Here is a 19,244-nt window from a genome sequence, read left to right as displayed (position 1 = left end):
GGCCCCGGCTCTCCCCCCCTCGGCCCCGCCGGTCCCGCCGGTCGCGCCGCCCGGGGAGGAAGGCCGGGGCCGGGAGCGGGCCCAGACACCCGGCCGGTCCGACGTCGGTGAGCGCTGGCCGGCGCACGGCGCGGCCGTGCGACTGCCGGGCGGCGGGCCCGGCAGCGACCTCGCCGGCTTCTACCGGCGCCTGCGCGACCAGCAGGGACCGGTCGCGCCGGTCCTGCTGGAGGCGGACATCCCAGCCTGGCTTGTCCTCGGCTACCGCGAGGTGGTCTACGTCGCCGGCACCCCGGCGCTGTTCGGGCGGGACTGCCGGATCTGGAACGCCTGGGACCTCGTCCCGGCGGGCTGGCCGCTGCAGTCGGTGGTCGGCCAGCGGCCGTCCCTGCGCAGCCTGGACGGGCCGGCGCACACCCGCCGGCTGGAGGCGATCGGCGATGTGCTCGGCATGTTCGAGCCGCACGAGCTGCGGGCGCGGGCGACCCGCGGCGCCGACACCCTCATCGACGCGGTCGCCGGCACCGGCCGGGCCGAGCTGATCACCCAGTACGCCGGCCCGCTGCCGGCGATGGTCACCGCTGGCATCTGGGGCCTGCCGGACAGCGACCTGACCGGGCTGGCCCGGGACCTCACACTGCTCGTCAGCGGCGGCACGGGTTCGCGGGACGCCCGTCGGCACGTGCACGCGATGCTGATGCGGGTCGTCCGCCGCCGCCGCGCGCAGCCCGCCGACGACGCCGTCTCGGCACTGATCAGCCATCCGGCCGACCTCGGCGACGACGAGATCGTCGAGGACGTCATGGCGACCCTGATCGCGGGCCATGCCCCGACCGCCGACTGGATCGGCAACACCCTGCGCCTCATGCTGACCGACGACCGGTTCGCGGTGGATCTCTCCGGGGGCCGGCTCAGCATCGGCAGCGCGATGGCCGAGGTGCTGTGGGCCGACCCGCCGATCCAGAACCTCGTCGCCCGCTGGGCGCGCCGGGACGTCCGCCTCGGTGGCCGCTGGATCCGAGCCGGGGATCTGCTGATCTTCGGGCTCTCGGCGGCCAACGCGGACCCGCGGGCCCGGCCGCAGCCGTCCGGGCGGGCCGCGGGCAACAACGCGCACCTGGCGTTCGGGCACGGCGAGCACCGGTGCCCGTTCCCTGCGCAGATGGCGGCCGAGACCATCGCGACGACCGCCGTCGAGGTGCTCCTCGACCGCCTGCCGGGCCTGGAACTCGCCGTGGAGCCCGCGGCACTGCAGTGGCGCCCGTCGGTCTGGGTCCGCAGCCTCGCCGCGCTGCCGGTGCGTTTCACTCCGCTGTGAGCAAAGCGGCCAGGCCCGCCTCGCGCAGGACGCCCGCGACGTGCGCCAGCACCGCCGGCGCGGGCGCATCGGCGTCGACGACCACGCAGTCGACGCCTGACATCACCTCGTCGTACCGCGCGCACAGCGCGGTGGTGTGGCGCAGCAGTGCCGCCTCGTCGCGGCACAGCACGCGGGCCAGCCGCGCGGCGGCGACCCGCGGCGACACCCGCAGGTAGAGCAGGACGTCAGGAGCCGGCACCTGCGCGGCTATCTGCAGGTACCACTCGGCATACTCGCCGAGGTCGCCGCAGTAGACCTCCCAGGTCTGCAGCCAGCGGTCCGCCACGACCAGATCGGCTCCGGCGAAGGTCTCCCGCGCGTACTCGAACTGGACGGCGCACTCGACCAGGCTGGCGGTGTGCAGCAGGTTCGCCGGCACCCGGCCCCGCTGCCCGCCGGGCCCGGCCTGGCGGCTCGCGAGCTCCTCGAGTGCCTCGGACATCCGTGGCGCGAGCCGAAGCCCCGCGGCCCCGGGACGGGCCGCCAGCCACCGCGCCAGGGCCCGCTTCCCGCAACCCGCCGGCCCCTCGAGCGCCACCAGCGCATACGGGAGTACCGGTGTCGTTCCGTCAGTAAACGCTTCGCTGGCCACACACATCCCGACCGGATCGGCTGCCCCCGGCGCCTGGCAGACCCGATTGTGCTGCCCTGCGCCCGGTACGGCAAGGGATGCGGTGAACGCACCAGATCCGCCACGAAACCGCCGAAAACGATCTACAGTCCGGACATGACCGGGCGCGATCCACTTCTCGTGGCGGTGGAGGGTGTGGACGGTGCGGGGAAGACCACGCTGATCCGCGGCCTGGAGACGCTGCTGCGCCCGTTGCGGGGCAGCCGGCCCGCGCGCGTGACCGCGGACATCTTCCGGGCCATCGCCGAACCAGACGACACCGTCCTCTATCAGGCGGTCGTCCCCGGACCGGTGCGCCGGCTCGCGCACCTCGTCGAACTGTCCGCCCAGCTGCACTACCGCTCCGACCCGGGCGGGCCTCCCGACCTGCTCTTCGAGGGATGGGTGCAGTCCTGGGAGGTGCAGTGCGGGCCGTACGGGGAGCAGCACCGAGGGTGGCTCGAACAGCTGGAGGACCTGCTCCCCCGGCCCGACCCGCTGCTGTGGCTGCGGGTCCCCCCGGCGCTCGCCTACGAGCGGATGATCGCCCGGGGTGATCGCCGCACCCGCGTCCTGACCCCGGCCGCCCTGCGGGCCCGGCTCGTCGAGCAGGCCGGCGGCTACGAGCAGGTGATGGCCCGGGCGGACAACGTCGTGGAGCTGGACGGCACGCAGCCGCCGGACAAGGTGCTCGCGCAGGCGGTCTGGGCCCTCGAGACGTTGACCCCTACCCGGCCCGGGCCAGGTAGGCCGGGTAGGCCGGGTAGGCCGGGTGCGAATGGGCCGGGAGACGCCTCAGGGCCCGCGGAATGATCCCACGGGCCCTGAAGGATGGTTCTTGTCTCACCGACCGGCCGGCCCGGCAGAGGAACCTGCCGGCGCCGGTACGGCTGTTCGACTACTCGCGGCCGAACTGCTCCCGCAGGCGCCGCAGCGCCTCCTCGTCGATGGCCGAAGCCGGCTGCTCGGACTGCGAGGTGTAGGAGGACGGCGCCGCCGCAGCCGCATCCGCCTCCTGTGCGGCCCGGATCTGGGCCTGGTGGGCCTCGAACCGGGTCTGAGCCTCGGCATACTGCCGCTCCCACTCGGCCTGCTGCTCCTCGAAGCCCGGCAGCCACTCGCCGGTCTCGGGGTCGAAGCCCTCGGGGTAGACGTAGTTGCCCTGCTCGTCGTACTTGGCTTCCATGCCGTACTGGCTCGGGTCGAACGAGTCGCCCTCACCAGCCAGCCCGGAGGCCTCGTTGGCCTGCTTGAGCGACAGGCTGATCCGCCGGCGGTCGAGGTCGATGTCGATGACCTTGACCAGGATCTCGTCGCCCACGTTCACGACCTGCTCGGGGATCTCGACGTGGCGCTCGGCCAGCTCCGAGATGTGCACCAGGCCCTCGATGCCCTCGTCCACACGGACGAACGCACCGAACGGAACGAGCTTGGTGACCCGGCCGGGAACGACCTGGCCGATGGCGTGGGTCCGCGCGAACTGGCGCCACGGGTCCTCCTGCGTCGCCTTCAGCGACAGGGAGACCCGCTCGCGGTCCAGGTCGACGTCGAGGACCTCGACCGTGACCTCCTGGCCGACCTCGACCACCTCGGACGGGTGGTCGATGTGCTTCCAGGAGAGTTCGGAGACGTGCACCAGGCCGTCGACGCCACCCAGGTCCACGAAGGCACCGAAGTTGACGATCGAGCTGACCACACCCTTGCGGATCTGGCCCTTTGCGAGCTGCGCGAGGAACTCGGAGCGCACCTCGCTCTGGGTCTGCTCCAGCCAGGCGCGGCGGGACAGAACCACGTTGTTCCGGTTCTTGTCCAGCTCGATGATCTTGGCTTCGAGCTCGCGGCCCACGTAGGGCTGCAGGTCGCGGACGCGGCGCATCTCCACCAGCGAGGCGGGGAGGAAGCCACGGAGGCCGATGTCGAGGATGAGACCACCCTTGACGACTTCGATGACGGTGCCGGTGACGACGCCGTCCTCCTCCTTGAGCTTCTCGATCGTGCCCCAGGCGCGCTCGTACTGCGCACGCTTCTTGGACAGGATCAGACGGCCTTCCTTGTCCTCCTTCTGGAGGACAAGGGCCTCGACGTGGTCGCCGACCGTGACGACCTCGTGCGGATCGACATCATGCTTGATCGAGAGTTCCCGTGACGGGATGACACCCTCGGTCTTGTAACCGATGTCGAGGAGCACCTCGTCGCGGTCCACCTTGACGATGATGCCGTCGACGATGTCGCCGTCGTTGAAGAACTTGATCGTCTTGTCGACCGCGGCGAGGAAGTCCTCGGCCGAGCCGATGTCGTTGACCGCAACCTGTGGTGTGGTCGGGCTGTGCGAGGTGGTCACGGTCTCCACGGGTCGTACGTCGGTGGTGCTCGTCAAGGGGTCGGCTCCGACTGGGAATCGTCTCGTCGCGCGAGGGCCGGGTCGAACCGCCGGGACGGAGGGACAGGCACCGCGCTGAGAACGACACTGTCAGAACCGATAACGACTGCTCGAGTGGATCCGCTCGGTCTGAGACCCACGAACCCTCGTGCAACTCCCAAGTCTAGGGAGCGGTGTCCCGGGTGGTCAACGGGAGAGCGCACAGACTCGGAGCCAGTCCGCCGCCGGACCCACCCTTTGGCGCTCTCATAGTACGAAAAGTCACCGGGTCTCGTCCCGGAGACGCGAGCGAATGTGGCCCAGTCGGCGCCCTGTGACGACGCCGGCCGAACGCCCGCCGAACCGCTGGACCCACCGCCCGGGCTGCCCCTCGCCGCCGGACGGCGCCCGCGGCGCCGGCGCGCTCGGCACGGCATCGGGCGGCACCCAGGTGGCGGGCACACCACCTGCCCGACCGCGGACGGACCATTGGTCCACCCCGGGGGTGCGCCGCCCGTAGGTGGCCGCCCGGCGGCCCGTGCGCAGGGGGAGGGTCCGCGCCGGATCCCCGTCGGAGTGGTCGATCGCAGCGTCGCGCGGGCCTGTCGTAGCCAGGCGGGGGTGGCCGCGGCGGGCGGCCACGGCCAGGGTGCCGTGGCCGGTGCTGGAGACCTCCCGGCTCCACCTCCCGTCGGTGGCGGACCGCCCCACCCCGGCCCCCGCGCCACCGGGCCCGCTGGCCCCGCCGGCGCCGGGCGGCCCACCTCGACCGCCTCGACCGGCCCGGCGCGCCCGGAGAGCGCGCGCCCACTCCCGGGCCAGCACCGTGCAGGGCCGTTCGACCAGGAAGTAGGTCAGGGTCGAGACGGCACAGGTGATGGCGATCACGACCAGGAGGAACGGCACGAAGTCGAGCGCACCGCCCTGCCGCCCGGCGTGTTCCATGACCAGCTCGATCACCGTCGTGTGCCAGAGGTAGATGCCGTACGAGATCAGTCCGAGGTAGGCCATCGGCCGCCACGACAGGAACCGCCGCACGAGCCCCTGGCGGGGCGGGCCGAAGACCGCCGGCAGGATCAGGAAGAACCCGAACAGGCCGTAGAAGAGGTGGCGCCCCATGTCCTGGGAGCGGTCCGGCACGAACATCGGGTCACGCGGAAGGTCGATGCGGGTGCTCGCCACCCAGAAGAAGAAGACGGCGACCAGCCAGCAGGCTCCGCCGAACCATCGCCACCGCGCCCACGCCGGAGTGCGCCCGTTCTGGGCGTACCAGCACGACAGGACCGCCAGCAGCATGCCCATCGCGAACAGGTCCCACCAGACCGGCAGCCAGACCGTCCAGCCGTCGGCCCACCAGACATCCGAGCCGATCAGCCTGTAGTGCAGGACCCGACTGACCACGAAGATCACGCCAAGGGCCACGAGTTCCACCCGCAGCTGGTCGCGGGGGGCCCGCCGCCGGCGAACCAGCAGCCAGGCGTAGACCGGGATCGACAGGTAGAAGGCGAACTCGATGTTGAGGGTCCAGCCCTGGGTCAGGCCCTGGATGGCCGTCTCCCTGCGGTAGCCCTGCAGGAGGAAGGCTGTCTGCAGCAGGCCGGGGAGGCCCTGCACGCCAAGCCTGTCGGCGGGCAGGACGTTGAGGGCGACCACGAGCGCCAGCCAGTACAGCGGGATGATCCGGAGCAGGCGGCGGACGAAGAAGCCGGGGGCGTCCGGCGCCGCGTGCCCGCGCAGGTGCGCGGCGGCGAACGGCCGGTACAGCAGGAACCCGGAGATCAGGAAGAAGACCTCGACACCGACCTCACCGCGCGCGGTGTAGACCCCGACGGGGCTGGTGAACGTCAGACCGCTGTAGAAGGCGACATGGACCACCAGCACGAGCAGCGCCGCGATCGCGCGCAGCCCGTCGAACCCGGGGAGGACGACGGTCGTCGCCGACCCGGCGGGGCGTTCGGTGGGTTCCGCGGCGGTGCCCCCGCGGCGTGCGGCGTCGGCCGGCCCGCCGGGCAGGCGGGTGGACACCGACCCGCTCCGGGGAGGGAAGCCAGCGGTCACCTACCGCGACCGCCACTGTCGGTGATGTCAGGCACGCTCGCAAGGTACAGCTCTCCGCCCGCCGCCCGGAGGCTCGCGACCCCGACGGCGAGCCGCCCGGCGACGTGGCCGGACGCCGCTTTCACCACAAAACCGCAGGCCTGGCACCCTCTATTGGGGCTTTGAGACCCTCACCACGGCTGGCACTTCCTGGCCTGCCGCGGTGGGCCAGGAACCGCGCCGGTGACACCTGAGGACACATCCGGACTCGATTCATTCAGTACGGAGAGTGATATATGCCGCCTCGTTGGTCGGCGCCGGCCCCCCGTGGCTGCCGCAGGACCATCCGGAGTGTGTGCGATCAACGGCCAGAACGTTCTGGTCAGCACGGGCCCTGGCGGCAGGCGGAGTCAGCACGGACGTTCCCGTGCCAATACATCGGAAGTGGTACTGCGGCGACATTCCCCGCGCCGGCCCGGCCGGCCGGACCGCCGGCGCGAACAACTGCCGCAGGCGGCGTGCGCAGGCGGCGCACCCCCGGGCGGAACCGGGCGCGGGCGTCAGCCGGGCGACCCCCGTCCCGAGCAGCTGGCGGGTCTGTGATCCCATGAACTGGCGGACATCCGGGGAGCCTCCGGGTGCCGGCCGGCAGTCCCGCCGGGGAGTTGCCGGCAGTCCCTGGGGAGCGGCCCGCGCCGACCAGCCAGGACGGTCTTCGGCCCCGCCGCGGGATGGCCGGTGGGGCCGTAGCGTGACACCCATGGGGTCACGGCCCCGTCGTTCCGTCGTAGCCTCGACGGCGGGACGACAGGGATCCGGACATACAAGATAAATGTTGTCGAATCAGGATGACGACATTCGGGGCCATCGGCCAGCGCCGCCTGTGAGGTGAAGTCAGGCGTCCATGACGACGTCGGGAAGGGGACCGGGCTGAGCCGCCGAGAGTTCGACACCTACCCGCTGGCCCGCCCCGAACCCGGCCCGCGCCGGCGAGAGCGCGATCCAGCGCGGACCGGGCCGGGCCGGGCGGGCGACCAGAGCCGGGCCCTCGACCCGGGCGCGGACGGCGACGATGCCCAGGACCACCTCGCGGGCCTGTTCCTGGACCGCTCCCACCTCGACGCCGCCTACCAGGACGACGCCTACCTCGATCCCGAGGGCCGGCTGCGTCAGCCACGCGGGTACCAGGGCGACGAGACGGAGCGGATCGAGCGCCGCCCGACGGGTGCCGACCTGGCCAGGGAGAAGCCTCGCGGCACCGGAGGCGTGCGCCCGGGAATACGCGTCGTCCCCGCGCCGACCAGCCCCACCCGGGCGCCGCGGCCAGGCGGCCCGCGGCCCGGCCAGCCGGGCGGTCGCGGCCGGGCCGGCGTGGCGGACCGCACGGGAACGCGCCGCGACGTCCCGGCGGAGGTGGTGCCGGCCGCCCGGCGCGCGCCGAGGCCGAGCGAGCCGGAGACCGGGCCGCTGGAGACCGGGCCGCTGACGGTCCCGGTGCTGGCCCCGCTCGGCCACTCCCCCGCGCTGGACGGACTGCGGGCGCTGGCCGTGCTCGGGGTCATGGCGTATCACGCGGGTCTGAGCTGGATGCCTGGCGGTCTGCTCGGCGTCGACGCGTTCTTCGTGCTTTCCGGCTTCCTGATCACCGGGCTCCTCATCGCCGAGTACCGCACCACCCGGCGCATCGACCTCCGGTCGTTCTGGATCCGCCGCACCCGCAGGCTGATGCCGGCTCTGCTCGCGATGATGGTCGGGGTGGCCGCGTACGCCCAGTGGGTCGCCGCCCCCAGCGAGGTCACAACGCTGCGCACGGACGCGCTGGCGACCCTCGGCTATGTGGCCAACTGGCGGTTCGCGCTGTCGGACCAGAGCTACTTCGACCATTTCTCCACGCCGTCCCCGCTGCTGCACACCTGGTCGCTGGCGGTGGAAGAGCAGTTCTACGTGCTGTGGCCGCTGTGCGTGTACCTGCTCATGTGGCACAGCGGCCGGACGGCGGCCCGCTGGCGCGCCCAGCGCCGGAAGGCGCAGACGCTCATCCTGACCGTCGCCGTGCTCGGGGCGGAGGCATCGGCCCTGCTCGGGCTGCTGCTGGTGGTCCTCGACATCGACCCGTCCCGGATCTACTACGGCACCGACAGCCGGGCCCAGGCTCTGCTTGTCGGTGCGGCGCTCGCCGTCTGGCGGATCCAGCGCCGGACCCCGCTCACCGAGCGGACGAAGAAGGGCCTCGCGGTCGTCGGCGCCCTCGCCGGTGTGGCGATGCTCGGCATCTGGGCGACCGTGGACGGCGAGAGCCGCGTCCTGTACTCGGGTGGGTTCCTCGGAGTCGCCGTCGTCGTGATGCTCCTGGTCGCCTCGATCGTGGAGGTGCCGAGAGGGCCGGCGGCCCGGGTGCTCTCCTGCCCGCCGCTGCCCGCCATCGGGCGGGTCTCCTACGGCCTGTACCTGTGGCACTGGCCGGTCTTTCTGACCGTGACAGCGGGCCGGACGGGCCTGAGCGGCGTGGCGCTGCTCGCCGCCCGGGTCGCTGTGACGGCCGCGGTCACCCTCATCTCGTTCCATCTGGTCGAGAACCCGATCCGGCGCCGGAAGTTCCGCTTCCCGGTACCACGGGTGACCGTCCCGGCCACGATCGGCGCGGTCGTCGCCGTGGTCCTGGTCGCGACTGTCCCGGACCCGTCCGCCGGGCGTGGCGCCGACGATCTGGAGCGGCTGGCGGCGCAGGCCGCGAACGCCGCCCCACCCACGGTGAACGCCCAGGCAGTGGGCGGTGGCCGCCCTCTACGGGCGATCCTGGCCGGGGACTCGCTGGCGCTCACGCTGGGGTTCAGCGAGTTCTCGGTCACCGCGGCGGGCGAGGGGCTGGAGATCCACGACGCAGCCGAGCTCGGCTGCGGAGTGACCCGAGCCGAGACGCGCTTCACCGGCGGCGAGCCGTTCCCGCCCCCGCGCACCTGCGTCAACTGGCCCACGCGGATCCAGCAGAAGGTGGACGAGATCCGTCCCGACCTCGCGCTGCTGCTGGTCGGGCGCTGGGAGGTCACCGACCAGATCCTGGACGGCCGGCGAACCCAGATCGGCGACCCGAAGTTCGACGCCTACCTGGGTCGGGAGCTCGACCTGGCGATCACCACGATGTCCGCGCGCGGGGCCAAGGTCGTACTGCTGACCACACCGATGTTCGAAGCGGGCGAAAGCTCATCCGGTAGCATTTTTCCGGAAACGCGGACTGACCGCGTGATCAAGTTCAATGCTCTGCTCCGTCAGGCCGCCGCCCGGCATCCCGGGGTGGCCACCGTCATCGATCTGGCGGCGGTCCTCAGCCCGGGCAACGAGTACCGCGGTGAGATCGACGGTGTTCAGATACGCGACGACGACGGCGTGCACATCAGCAACGGCGGCGGTGCGCGGGCCGGAAAACTCATAGTGCCGCAGCTACTTCAGCTGCTGCGCCCGGCCGCGGATGGCGCGGCGGGCGCGGGGCAGCGGCCCGGGCCGGCCACCACCGCCGGCCCGGCGGCCCCGGCGGGTTCCGACCCCGGTTGACCTGCTCGTTTCCCCTGGCGCTAACCTTCCGCAGCAGTACTCCACGGTTCACAGGAGGATGATCGTGCCTCGTGCGCTGATTACGGGAATCACCGGCCAGGATGGCCTGTATCTGGGCGAGCAGCTGGTGGGTCGGGGTTACGAGGTGTTCGGGCTGGTGCGTGGGCAGTCGAACCCGAAGGTGGAGCGGGTGGAGCGGCTGGTACCGGGGGTGGTGCTGCTGGAGGGTGATCTGACGGATCTTCCGTCGTTGATCGGCGCGGTGGAGATCTCGCAGCCGGACGAGGTGTACAACCTGGGCGCGATCTCGTTTGTGGGGCTGTCGTGGAAGCAGGCGGAGCTGACCGGCGAGACCACGGGTATGGGTGTGCTGCGGGTACTCGAGGCGCTACGGATCGCGGGCGGTAACGATCTGTCGCGAGTGCGTTTCTACCAGGCGTCGTCGTCGGAGATGTTCGGGAAGGTGCGGGAGACGCCGCAGCGGGAGACGACGCCGTTTCATCCGCGGTCGCCGTACGGGGTGGCGAAGACGTTCGGGCACTATCTGACGGTGAACTACCGGGAGTCGTACGGGTTGTTCGCGTGTTCGGGGTTGCTGTTCAATCACGAGTCGCCGCGGCGGGGGATCGAGTTCGTGACGCGGAAGATTTCGCGGGCGGTGTCGCGGATTTCGCTGGGGTTGCAGGAGTCGGTGTCGCTGGGGAATCTCGAGTCGCGGCGGGACTGGGGTTTCGCGGGGGATTATGTGGATGCGATGTGGCGGATGCTGCAGCAGGATTCTCCGGATGACTTCGTGGTGGCGACGGGCGAGACGCACAGTATTCGCGAGTTGCTGGACGTGGCGTTCGCGCGGGTCGGGATCGAGGACTGGTCGGGTTATGTGCGAACCGATCCTCGGTTCTTCCGGCCGGCGGAGGTCGATGTGCTGGTAGGTGATGCGTCGAAGGCCCGGGAGGTGCTCGGGTGGAAGCCGCGGGTGGGTTTCCGGGAGCTGGTGGAGATGATGGTGGACGCCGACCTCGCCACCGAGGCCGCTGCTGCGGGACAGACACTGACCGACCGGTGACCGACATTTCCCGGGCCCTCGTCACGCGCCGCGCGCGCTCGCCGCGCAGACCCGGCGCGGGTGAGTTGGCGACCGGGCGCATGTCACGTCCTGTGATGGGGAGGGTACGCGCGTGCGTGACTCCGGGGGACAACCCATGAAGACCGGTCCTGCCACCGGATCTCTCTCGCCGCAGTCCCGCGGGCGGCATCGACTCGGTCATCGGGCGTCGGAACGTCCCTCGGCGCCGGGGGTTGCCGGTGGAACCCGCGGCCGTTCCGGGGTGCCGGGGGCACCAGCCCGCCTGGCCGAGCCGTCCGAGCCTGCCTTGGTGCCCGCAGTGCCCACCGGTACGCCGAACGCCGGGCTGCCGACCGGGGCAGGTGCGCCAGCCGGGGCAGGTAGGCCGGCTGAGGCGCCGGATCCGGCAGGGACAGAGACAGGGGCGCCAGCCGGGCGTGCTGGCCGGGAGCATCCAGGCCTCGTGGCCTCCCCGAGGCTGGCGAAGCTCGCCCCGCGGCGGCTGCGCGGCCAGAGCGACCGGATCCGGGCCGCGATGCGGGGCGCCATCCCCCTCGCGTTCGCCGGACTGATTGCCAACGCGGCGAACCTGGGGGTCACCCTGGTCATCGCGCGGGCCATGAGCACCCGCTCCTACGGCGCCGTCGCCCAGCTCGTCGCCATCTTCTTCGTCGTGTCGATGCCGGGGAACGCGCTGCTCGTCGGCGTCGTCCGGCGGATCACGAACTGGCAGCACACCGGGCAGGCCGACCTGATCGACGCATGGATCGGCCGGGTGCGCCGAGCCGGCGTCACGGTGGTCCTCACCGTCGCGGTACTGGCGATCCTGGCCCGCGGCTTCATCGCCACCGAGCTGTCGCTGCCGGGTCCCGGCGGCGTGGCGGAGATCATCATCGCCGGCGCCGCCTGGTGTCTGCTCTGCGTGGACCGGGGGCTCATGCAGTGCGGGCGGCTCTACCCGGCGCTCGCCGCGAACCTGCTCGTCGACGCGGTGGTGAAGAGCGGCGCCACGATCGCCCTGGTCCTGGCCGGCCTGGACGAGGCGGGCGCGGCGATGGCGGTGCTGTTCGGGGTCCTCGCGGCGCTGGCGCACACCCGCTGGTGCCTGCGCCGGCACCCGTCCGCTGTGCGGCACGGCGGGCCGGTGGGCTGGCAGCCCCCTCCGGTCCCGGTGGTCCCGGTTGTCCCGTTGCCCCAGGGCGCGGGTGCTGCGGGCCCGCGGGAGTCGCTCGCGGCGTCCGCCGTCCGGCTGCGGGCACCTGGCGCCGACACGGCCGCGACGACGCTGCCCCTGCCGGTCGCCGGGCCCGCGTCCGTCGCGGAGCCCCGGCGCCTGGCCGTGGAGGTCGGCGCAGCCCTGGTGACGCTGGGGTTCCTGGGTGTCCTGCAGAACATCGACGTCCTGCTCCAGGGCCGGCTCGCTCCGGACGAGTCCGGCTCCTACGCGGCCGTGTCGGTCGCGGCGAAGGTGATCGTGCTGGCCGCGGTGGTGCTCGCCGGTTTCCTCCTGCCGGAGGCGGCCGACCGCAACCATCTCGGGCAGCACGCCCTGCATCAGCTCGGTGCGACCCTGGCGATACTCGCCGTGCCCGCAGCCGGGCTGCTCTCCATCGCCGCGATCGCACCCGACACCCTGCTGTCGCTGGCCTTCGGGCCACGATTCACCAATGCCTCCGGCGCCCTGTTTCCCCTGGCCGGAGCGATGACCTGTCTCGGAGCGACTGTGTTGTTCTCCCATTATCTGCTCGCCCTCGGCGAACGGGCCGTCCTCGCCGTCCTCGCCATCGCGACCGGCGCGGCCGTGTCGCTGATGGTCTGGGCACAGGGCTCCCCTGTCTCCACCGCCCGGGCGAACTTCGGCTGCCAGGCCGTGCTGGCCGTCGTCACCGGTCTGATGGTCCTGGCCGCCGCGCGCCGGACGGCCCGCGCGTGAGCACGCTCCCGGACCGCTCGCCGCAGCTCGACGCCGCCTCGCTGGACCCCTGGCCGCCCGCTTCCGGGGCCCGGGACGCAGCCGCGCCGCGCACTCCGCTGCGCGTGGCCGCGCTGCCGACCCAGAGCGAGCCCGCCGCGGCGTCGCGGCTGGCGCTCGCGGAACTGGCGGAGCTGGCGGGCCCGGTCCCCAGCCTGGCCGAACTGGTCGAGACCTCGGGGCTGCGCCGCATCCACATGCTCGCCTGGCGTGACCTCGACGACCCCGAGTCCGGTGGCTCGGAGCTGCACGCCGACAAGGTCGCCGAGCAGTGGGCCGCCGCCGGGGTCGACGTCAGCATGCGCACGGCGCTGGCCCCCGGTCATCCCGAGTCGGCAAGCCGGCACGGCTACCAGGTCGTGCGCAAGGCCGGCCGGTACTCGGTGTTCCCCCGGACCGCCGTCTCCGGCGCGCTCGGGCGCTCCGGACCGTGGGACGGGCTGGTCGAGATCTGGAACGGCATGCCGTTCTTCTCCCCCGTCTGGGCCCGCTGCCCGCGGGTGGTGTTCCTGCACCACGTGCACGCCGAGATGTGGCGGATGGTGCTCTCCCGCCGCCTCGCCCCCATCGGCGAGACCATCGAGTTCCGGATGGCGCCGCCCCTGTACCGCCGGACCAGGATCCTCACCCTCTCCCAGTCATCCCGCGACGAGATCATCGAGCTGCTGGGCCTGCCGGCCCGCAACATCTCGGTGATCCCGCCGGGGATCGACCCGACGTTCAGCCCCGCCGGTGAGCGGTCGCCGCACCCGCTGGTCCTCGCCGTGGGCCGGCTGGTGCCGGTGAAGCGGTTCGACGTCCTGATCGACGCACTGATCCGCGCGCATGACGAGCATCCGTCGATGGAGGCGGTCATCGTCGGCGAGGGCTACAAACGGCCGGAGCTCGAGGCCCGCATCGCGGCCGCGGGGGCTTCGGCCTGGCTGCGTCTCGTCGGCCGGGTGGACGATGACACACTTCTCGGTCTGTACCGACGTGCCTGGGTGCTCACCTCGGCCTCGGCCAGAGAAGGGTGGGGCATGACGATCACCGAGGCGGCCGCTTGCGGAACTCCCGCCGTCGCGACGAAGATCGCCGGGCATACCGACGCCGTGGTGGACGGTGCGTCCGGCCTGCTCGTCGAGAACCCGCACGACCTCGGGAAGACCCTCGCGGGCGTGCTCTCCGACGGTGAGCTGCGGTCGCGGCTGTCCGCCGGTGCGAGGGCCCACGCGGCGACGTTCACCTGGGAGCAGACCGCTCGCATGACGTACCTCGCGCTGGTCAACGAGGCCGCCCGCCGGCGTCTCGTGCGCCGCCCGGCTCCGAGCGCGCACCCGGGTGCGCCCCGGTGACCTTGACCGTGCCGGCGTCCGGCCCGGCCCACCCGAGCGGGCCCGGCCAGGACGCCTCGACGGGTCCCGGCGCCGCGATCCCGGACGGCCAGCCGCGCACGACGAACCGCCTGCGCCGCCTGCTGCCGTCCTGGCCGGTGCTCGTGCTGGCCGCACTGTCCTACATCCCGCTGCTGGCGACCTCGCCGGGCCGGGTCGGCGCCGACACGAAGGCCTACCTCTACCTCGACCCGGGCCGGATGCTGGGCCGGGCCACGTCGATGTGGGATCCGAACGTCGGGATGGGCACAGTCACCCACCAGAACATCGGCTACCTGTTCCCGCAGGGCCTCTTCTACTGGCTCGCCGAGATCGCCGGCCTGCCCGACTGGGTGGCGCAGCGGCTGTGGACGGGCTCGATCCTGTTCGGCGCCGGCACCGGCGTCCTGTTCCTGCTGCGCACGTTCCGCTGGCCCGACCGGTACGCGTTCATCGCCGCGCTGGGTTACATGCTCACCCCGTACACGCTGGAGTACGAGGCGCGGATCTCGGCGATCCTGCTGCCCTACGCCGGCCTGGGCTGGTTCATCGGCATCACCGTGCGGGGCCTGCGCGAGGCCGGCGTGGACGAGCTGGCCCGCGACCCGGGCGCTCCCCGGCTGGTGCGGTGGCGCTCCGGCTGGCGATGGCCGGCGGCGTTCGCCCTGATGGTGACGCTGGTCGGCAGCATCAACGCGTCCAGCCTGATCTTCATTCTGGTCGGGCCGATGCTGTGGGTGCCGTTCGCGGTGTGGGGCACCCGCGAGGTGCGGCTCGGCACCGCCCTGACGCTGAGCGCGCGGGCGTCGGTGCTGGTCCTCGTGACGTCCGCCTGGTGGATCGTGGGGCTCTACACGCAGGCCGGCTACGGGCTGAACGTACTCGCCTACAGCGAGACGGTGAAGACCGTCGCGAGCAGCTCGCAGGCCTCCGAGGTACTGCGCGGCCTGGGTAACTGGTTCTTCTACGGTCAGGACGCCCTCGGCCCCTGGATCGGGCCGGCGACCGACTACACCGGCAACCTCGTCGTGATGGCGATCAGCTTCGCGGTACCGATCCTCGCGCTGGCCGCCGCGGCCTGCGTGCGCTGGGGGCACCGCGCCTACTTCGTCACCCTGATCGTCGTGGGCACGACGATCGCGGTCGGCGTGTACCCGTACGACAACCCGTCACCGTTCGGCCGGCTGTTCCGCGCCATCGCCGAGGGGTCGACGGCGGGCCTCGCGCTGCGGTCGATGCCCCGCGCGGTACCCCTGGTCGCCCTCGGGCTGTCGGTGCTGCTCGCGGGCGGGCTGGCCGTCCTCGACCAGCGGCTGGCGGCCCGCCGCGCCCTCCCTGTGCCGGCACAGGTGCCGGCGGCCTCGGGCGCGTCGGGTGCGTCGTGGCTGCGGCCGTCGGTGGCGGGGACGCTGGCCTTCGGGGGCGTCGCGCTGCTGCTGGTGCTGAACATGTCACCCCTGTACCGGGGCCACTTCATCGAGCCGCTGCTGGACCGCCCGGAGGACATCCCCGGCTACGAACAGGAGCTCGCCAGCGCGCTGGACGCCGTCCCCCCCGACGCGACCGGCGAGCAGACCCGGGTGCTGGAGCTGCCCGGCTCCGACTTCTTCCACTACCGGTGGGGGACCGTCCTCGACCCGGTCACCCCTGGGCTGATGGACCGGGCGGAGGTGGTCCGCGAGCTCATCCCCTTCGGCGGCGCCAGCTCGGTGGACCTGCTGCGTGCGCTGGACCGCCGGCTGCAGGAGGGCGTGCTCGACCCGGCCTCGATCCCGGGCATCGCCCGGTTGATGAGCGCCGGCGACGTCGTGCTGCGCAGCAATCTCGCCTACGAGCGGTTCCGGACCCCCCGCCCCCGGGCGACCTGGGATCTGATCGCGGGCCAGCGCCCGGCCGGGCTGAGCGAGCCGCGCACCTTCGGTCCCCCCGTCCTGGAGGACCCGGGCATCCCGTTCACCGACGAGATCACCCTGGGCACGGATGCGGAGGTCATCGACCCGCCGGCACTCGCCGACTTCGCCGTCGCCGACCCGCACTCGATCCTGCGTGCCCAGAGCACCCGGGCCCCGCTGCTCGTCAGCGGCAACGGTGAGGCGCTCGTCGACGCGGCGGCCACCGGCCAGCTCGACGCCGTCCTCGACGGCGGGCGCACGGTCCTCTACGCCGGCAGCCTCGTCGGCCAGCCCGATCTGCTGCGCCAGGCCCTCAACGACGGGGCCGAACTGCTCGTCAGCGACACCAACCGGCTGCGAGCCGAGCGCTGGACCGGCCTCCGGGAGAACTTCGGCTACGTGGAACAGCCCGGGGTGACCCCGCTGGCCGACGACGTGAACGACAACCGGCTGGAGGTCTTCCCCGACGCCGGCCACGCGTCCGAAACGATCATGCAGACGCACGCACCCGGTTCCGAGGCGCAGGTCGAGAACGTGCGGGCCTCCGACTACGGCAACACCTTCTCCTACGGAGTCGCCGACCGGCCCGTCGGGGCGATCGACGGCGACCTGCAGTCCGCCTGGCGGGTCGGCGCGTTCAAGGACCCGACCGGCGACGCCTGGCAGGTCGAGCTCGCGAAGCCGACGACCACCGACCACATCCGCGTCGTCCAGCCGATCAACGGCCCGCGCAACCGGTGGATCACCCGTCTCACGCTCACGTTCGACGGCGGCTCCCCCGTCACCGTCGACCTGAGCGAGTCGTCCCGCACCCAGATCGGGCAGACGATCGCCTTCTCCCGGCGGACGTTCACCACCCTGCGCGTGCACATCGACGCCACGAACTTCGGCGAGCAGAGGTCCTACGACGGCCTGTCCGGCGTCGGCCTCGCCGAGGTGGAGATCCCGGGCGTGGACGGCAGGCCGATGATCGCCGAGGAGGTGCTGCGGCTGCCCACCGACACCCTTGACGCTGCCGGCGCCGACTCGCTGGACCACCGCCTGAGCCTGCAGTTGTCGCGGGACCGCGCCAACCCGGCGGAACCGTTCCGCAGCGACCCGGAAAGCACGATGCGGCGTACGTTCACCCTTCCCACCGACCGCACTTTCGCCCTCACCGGGACGGCACGGGTCTCCGCCTACGCCGGCGACCAGATGATCGACGCGACGCTCGGCCGGGCCGGGGCCGCACCGGTGGTCACCTCGTCCGGACGCCTGCCCGGTGATCTGGACGCCCGCGGGTCGAGCGCCTTCGACGGCGACCCGGGCACGGCCTGGAGCCCGGGGTTCGGCGAGCAGGCCGGCACCTGGGTCCAGGTCAGTACACCGACTCCGGTCACGTTCTCCTCGATGAACCTTGCCCTGGTGGCCGACGGACGGCACTCGGTGCCGACGAAGATCGGGATCGTGGTGGACGGGCGGCGGGTCGGCGCGGTCGACGTCCCGCCCGTCACCGACGCCCCGGTGAGCTCCGGCGCCCGAGACGCCACCCGGACCGTCGCCCTCTCCTTCCCCGCGGTCACCGGGAACACGATCCGGCTGGTCGTCGAGGAGGTCCGCACCGTCACCAGCAAGGACACGATCAGCGGCCTGACCACCAACCTGCCGGTCGGCATCGCGGAGATCGCCGTTCCCGGCCTGGACGGCTCGGCCGGCGGGACGGGGCGCAGGGAGGCGGCCACCACCGCGCCCGGCGCCGCCGGCACGCCCGGAGCGACCGCCAGCGCCGCGAACGGCACGATCACCGCGCAGCCCGCGGCAACCGCGCAGGCCGGGCCCTCCGGGCTGGCCGCGGCCGGCCCGCAGGACATCCCGGCGCCGTGCCGCACCGATCTGATGACCATCGACGGTGCCCCGGTCGGCCTACAGATCACCGGGAGCATCCAGGGCGCCACCGATCGTCATGGCCTGGGGGTGCGCACCTGTGGCACACCAGTCACACTCAGTGCGGGTGACCATGTCGTCCGCACTGCGAACGGCGCCCTGACCGGCCTCGACATCGACCGCCTGCTACTCGCCTCCGAGGCCGGCGGCGGCGCCTGGCTCGACGCCACCGGCGTCAACGCGATCACGGGCGAAGCCTCCGGCACGCCCGGCGGCACCAGCACCGGCCTACCCACGCTGAAGGTGGAGGCGACCAGCGCCACCTCGTTCCGGGTCGACGTCACCGGCGCCACGCCGGGCACCCCGTTCTGGCTGGTTCTGGGTGAGGGCCGGTCCGCCGGGTGGCGGGCAGACGTCGACGGCCGTGATCTCGGCGAGTCCCGCCTGATCGACGCCTACGCCAATGGCTGGCGGGTCAGCCCGACCAGCGGCAGCTTCACGATCGACATCGACTGGGTCCCGCAGCGGACCGTCGATCTTGTCCTGAGGGCATCCGCGGCGGCCGGCGTCCTGACCGCGGCCCTGCTGTTCGCCGCCACCTACCGGCGGCGGCGCGGGCGCACCTGGCGTGACCTCGACCTCGCCCCGGCGGGAGGCGCCGCAGGCCTGGGCGGCGCGGCCGGCTCGGCGCCCGGCCTCACGGCAGCGCCGGTACGGGTCTCGTCAGCGCCGCCCCCCAGGGCCGAGCTCCCGACCGCCGAGCCGTGGCGGGGCGGCACCGGGACGGTCTCGGTGCGGTCGGCGATACTGCTGGCCCTGGCGACCGGCGCGGTCAGTGTCGTACTGGTCAGCCCGGTGGCCGGGCTGGTCGTCGCACTGCTGACGGGCGCGGCGGCCCGGGTGCCGCGGGTCCGGCTGGCGCTGCGGGCCGCTCCGGCCGTCTGCCTGGCGGTGAGTGCTCTCTATGTGCTGCAGGCGCAGGCACGGCACGACCTGCCGGCGAACGGTTCCTGGGTCTCCTCGTTCGACCGGGTGGCCACGCTGTCCTGGCTGGCCGTCCTGCTGCTGGCCGCCGAGGCCGTCCTCACCATGGCAAGCCGTCGCCGGGCCAGCTCCTGATCGCACACCGCCGCACAGCGGCGTCCGACCGGCGTGGTCAGCTGGCCACGCCGCGTCCGGCCAGC

The 19,244-nt window shown here is 72.7% G+C and carries 10 protein-coding genes; 7 read left to right on the top strand and 3 right to left on the bottom strand.

Annotated features, from left to right (window positions below):
• Nucleotides 1–1,318 (top strand): cytochrome P450 (locus AB1460_RS15400; protein WP_368961980.1); only part of this gene is annotated, 1,318 nt, incomplete at its 5' end.
• Here the strand turns inward: AB1460_RS15400 and AB1460_RS15395 are convergent.
• Nucleotides 1,305–1,958 carry an AAA family ATPase gene (locus AB1460_RS15395; RefSeq protein ID WP_368961978.1) on the bottom strand — a complete coding sequence of 218 codons (654 nt, stop codon included), beginning with the start codon at nt 1,956–1,958 and terminating at the stop codon, nt 1,305–1,307. The genes AB1460_RS15400 and AB1460_RS15395 overlap by 14 nt on opposite strands.
• A gap of 129 nt (nt 1,959–2,087) precedes the next feature.
• On the opposite strand from AB1460_RS15395, the gene AB1460_RS15390 reads away from it, so the two are divergent.
• Nucleotides 2,088–2,783, top strand: a complete 696-nt coding sequence (locus tag AB1460_RS15390) for a dTMP kinase (RefSeq protein ID WP_368961977.1) — start codon at nt 2,088–2,090, stop codon at nt 2,781–2,783.
• Nucleotides 2,784–2,868: 85 nt separating this feature from the next.
• On the opposite strand, the gene rpsA is transcribed toward AB1460_RS15390, so the two are convergent.
• On the bottom strand, nt 2,869–4,347 hold the full coding sequence (rpsA, locus tag AB1460_RS15385) for a 30S ribosomal protein S1 (protein WP_368961976.1): 1,479 nt from the start codon (nt 4,345–4,347) through the stop codon (nt 2,869–2,871).
• A gap of 264 nt (nt 4,348–4,611) precedes the next feature.
• Nucleotides 4,612–6,354: an acyltransferase family protein gene (locus AB1460_RS15380; protein WP_368961975.1), complete on the bottom strand. Its 1,743-nt coding sequence runs from the start codon at nt 6,352–6,354 to the stop codon at nt 4,612–4,614.
• A 900-nt stretch (nt 6,355–7,254) separates the two neighbouring features.
• Here AB1460_RS15380 and AB1460_RS15375 point away from each other — a divergent pair.
• From AB1460_RS15375 to AB1460_RS15355, 5 genes are all read left to right on the top strand, one after another.
• On the top strand, nt 7,255–9,915 hold the full coding sequence (locus tag AB1460_RS15375; protein WP_368961974.1) for an acyltransferase family protein: 2,661 nt from the start codon (nt 7,255–7,257) through the stop codon (nt 9,913–9,915).
• 64 nt (nt 9,916–9,979) lie between these two features.
• On the top strand, nt 9,980–10,981 hold the full coding sequence (gmd, locus tag AB1460_RS15370; protein WP_368961973.1) for a GDP-mannose 4,6-dehydratase: 1,002 nt from the start codon (nt 9,980–9,982) through the stop codon (nt 10,979–10,981).
• A gap of 136 nt (nt 10,982–11,117) precedes the next feature.
• Nucleotides 11,118–12,914, top strand: a complete 1,797-nt coding sequence (locus AB1460_RS15365; RefSeq protein WP_368961972.1) for a lipopolysaccharide biosynthesis protein — start codon at nt 11,118–11,120, stop codon at nt 12,912–12,914.
• Nucleotides 12,911–14,287 carry a glycosyltransferase family 4 protein gene (locus AB1460_RS15360; protein WP_420497278.1) on the top strand — a complete coding sequence of 459 codons (1,377 nt, stop codon included), beginning with the start codon at nt 12,911–12,913 and terminating at the stop codon, nt 14,285–14,287. Before AB1460_RS15365 ends, AB1460_RS15360 begins: the two co-directional genes overlap by 4 nt.
• Nucleotides 14,284–19,179, top strand: coding sequence for an alpha-(1->3)-arabinofuranosyltransferase domain-containing protein (locus AB1460_RS15355; RefSeq protein ID WP_368961971.1), 4,896 nt, complete (start codon nt 14,284–14,286; stop codon nt 19,177–19,179). The genes AB1460_RS15360 and AB1460_RS15355 overlap by 4 nt, the downstream gene beginning before the upstream one ends.
• Nucleotides 19,180–19,244 lie beyond the last annotated feature (65 nt).

It is taken from the genome of Parafrankia sp. FMc2, from assembly GCF_041008525.1.
Lineage (GTDB): Bacteria > Actinomycetota > Actinomycetes > Frankiales > Frankiaceae > Parafrankia.
Note: the sequence above shows the minus strand (reverse complement) of the source record. Positions and strands in the feature narration are given on the sequence as shown.

Excerpts from the sequence above, each read along its gene's own strand:
- AB1460_RS15395 (WP_368961978.1), bottom strand. The coding sequence starts at position 1,958 with ATGTGTGTGGCCAGCGAAGCGTTTACTGACGGAACGACACCGGTACTC.
- AB1460_RS15390 (WP_368961977.1), top strand. The coding sequence starts at position 2,088 with ATGACCGGGCGCGATCCACTTCTCGTGGCGGTGGAGGGTGTGGACGGT.
- AB1460_RS15365 (WP_368961972.1), top strand. The coding sequence starts at position 11,118 with ATGAAGACCGGTCCTGCCACCGGATCTCTCTCGCCGCAGTCCCGCGGG.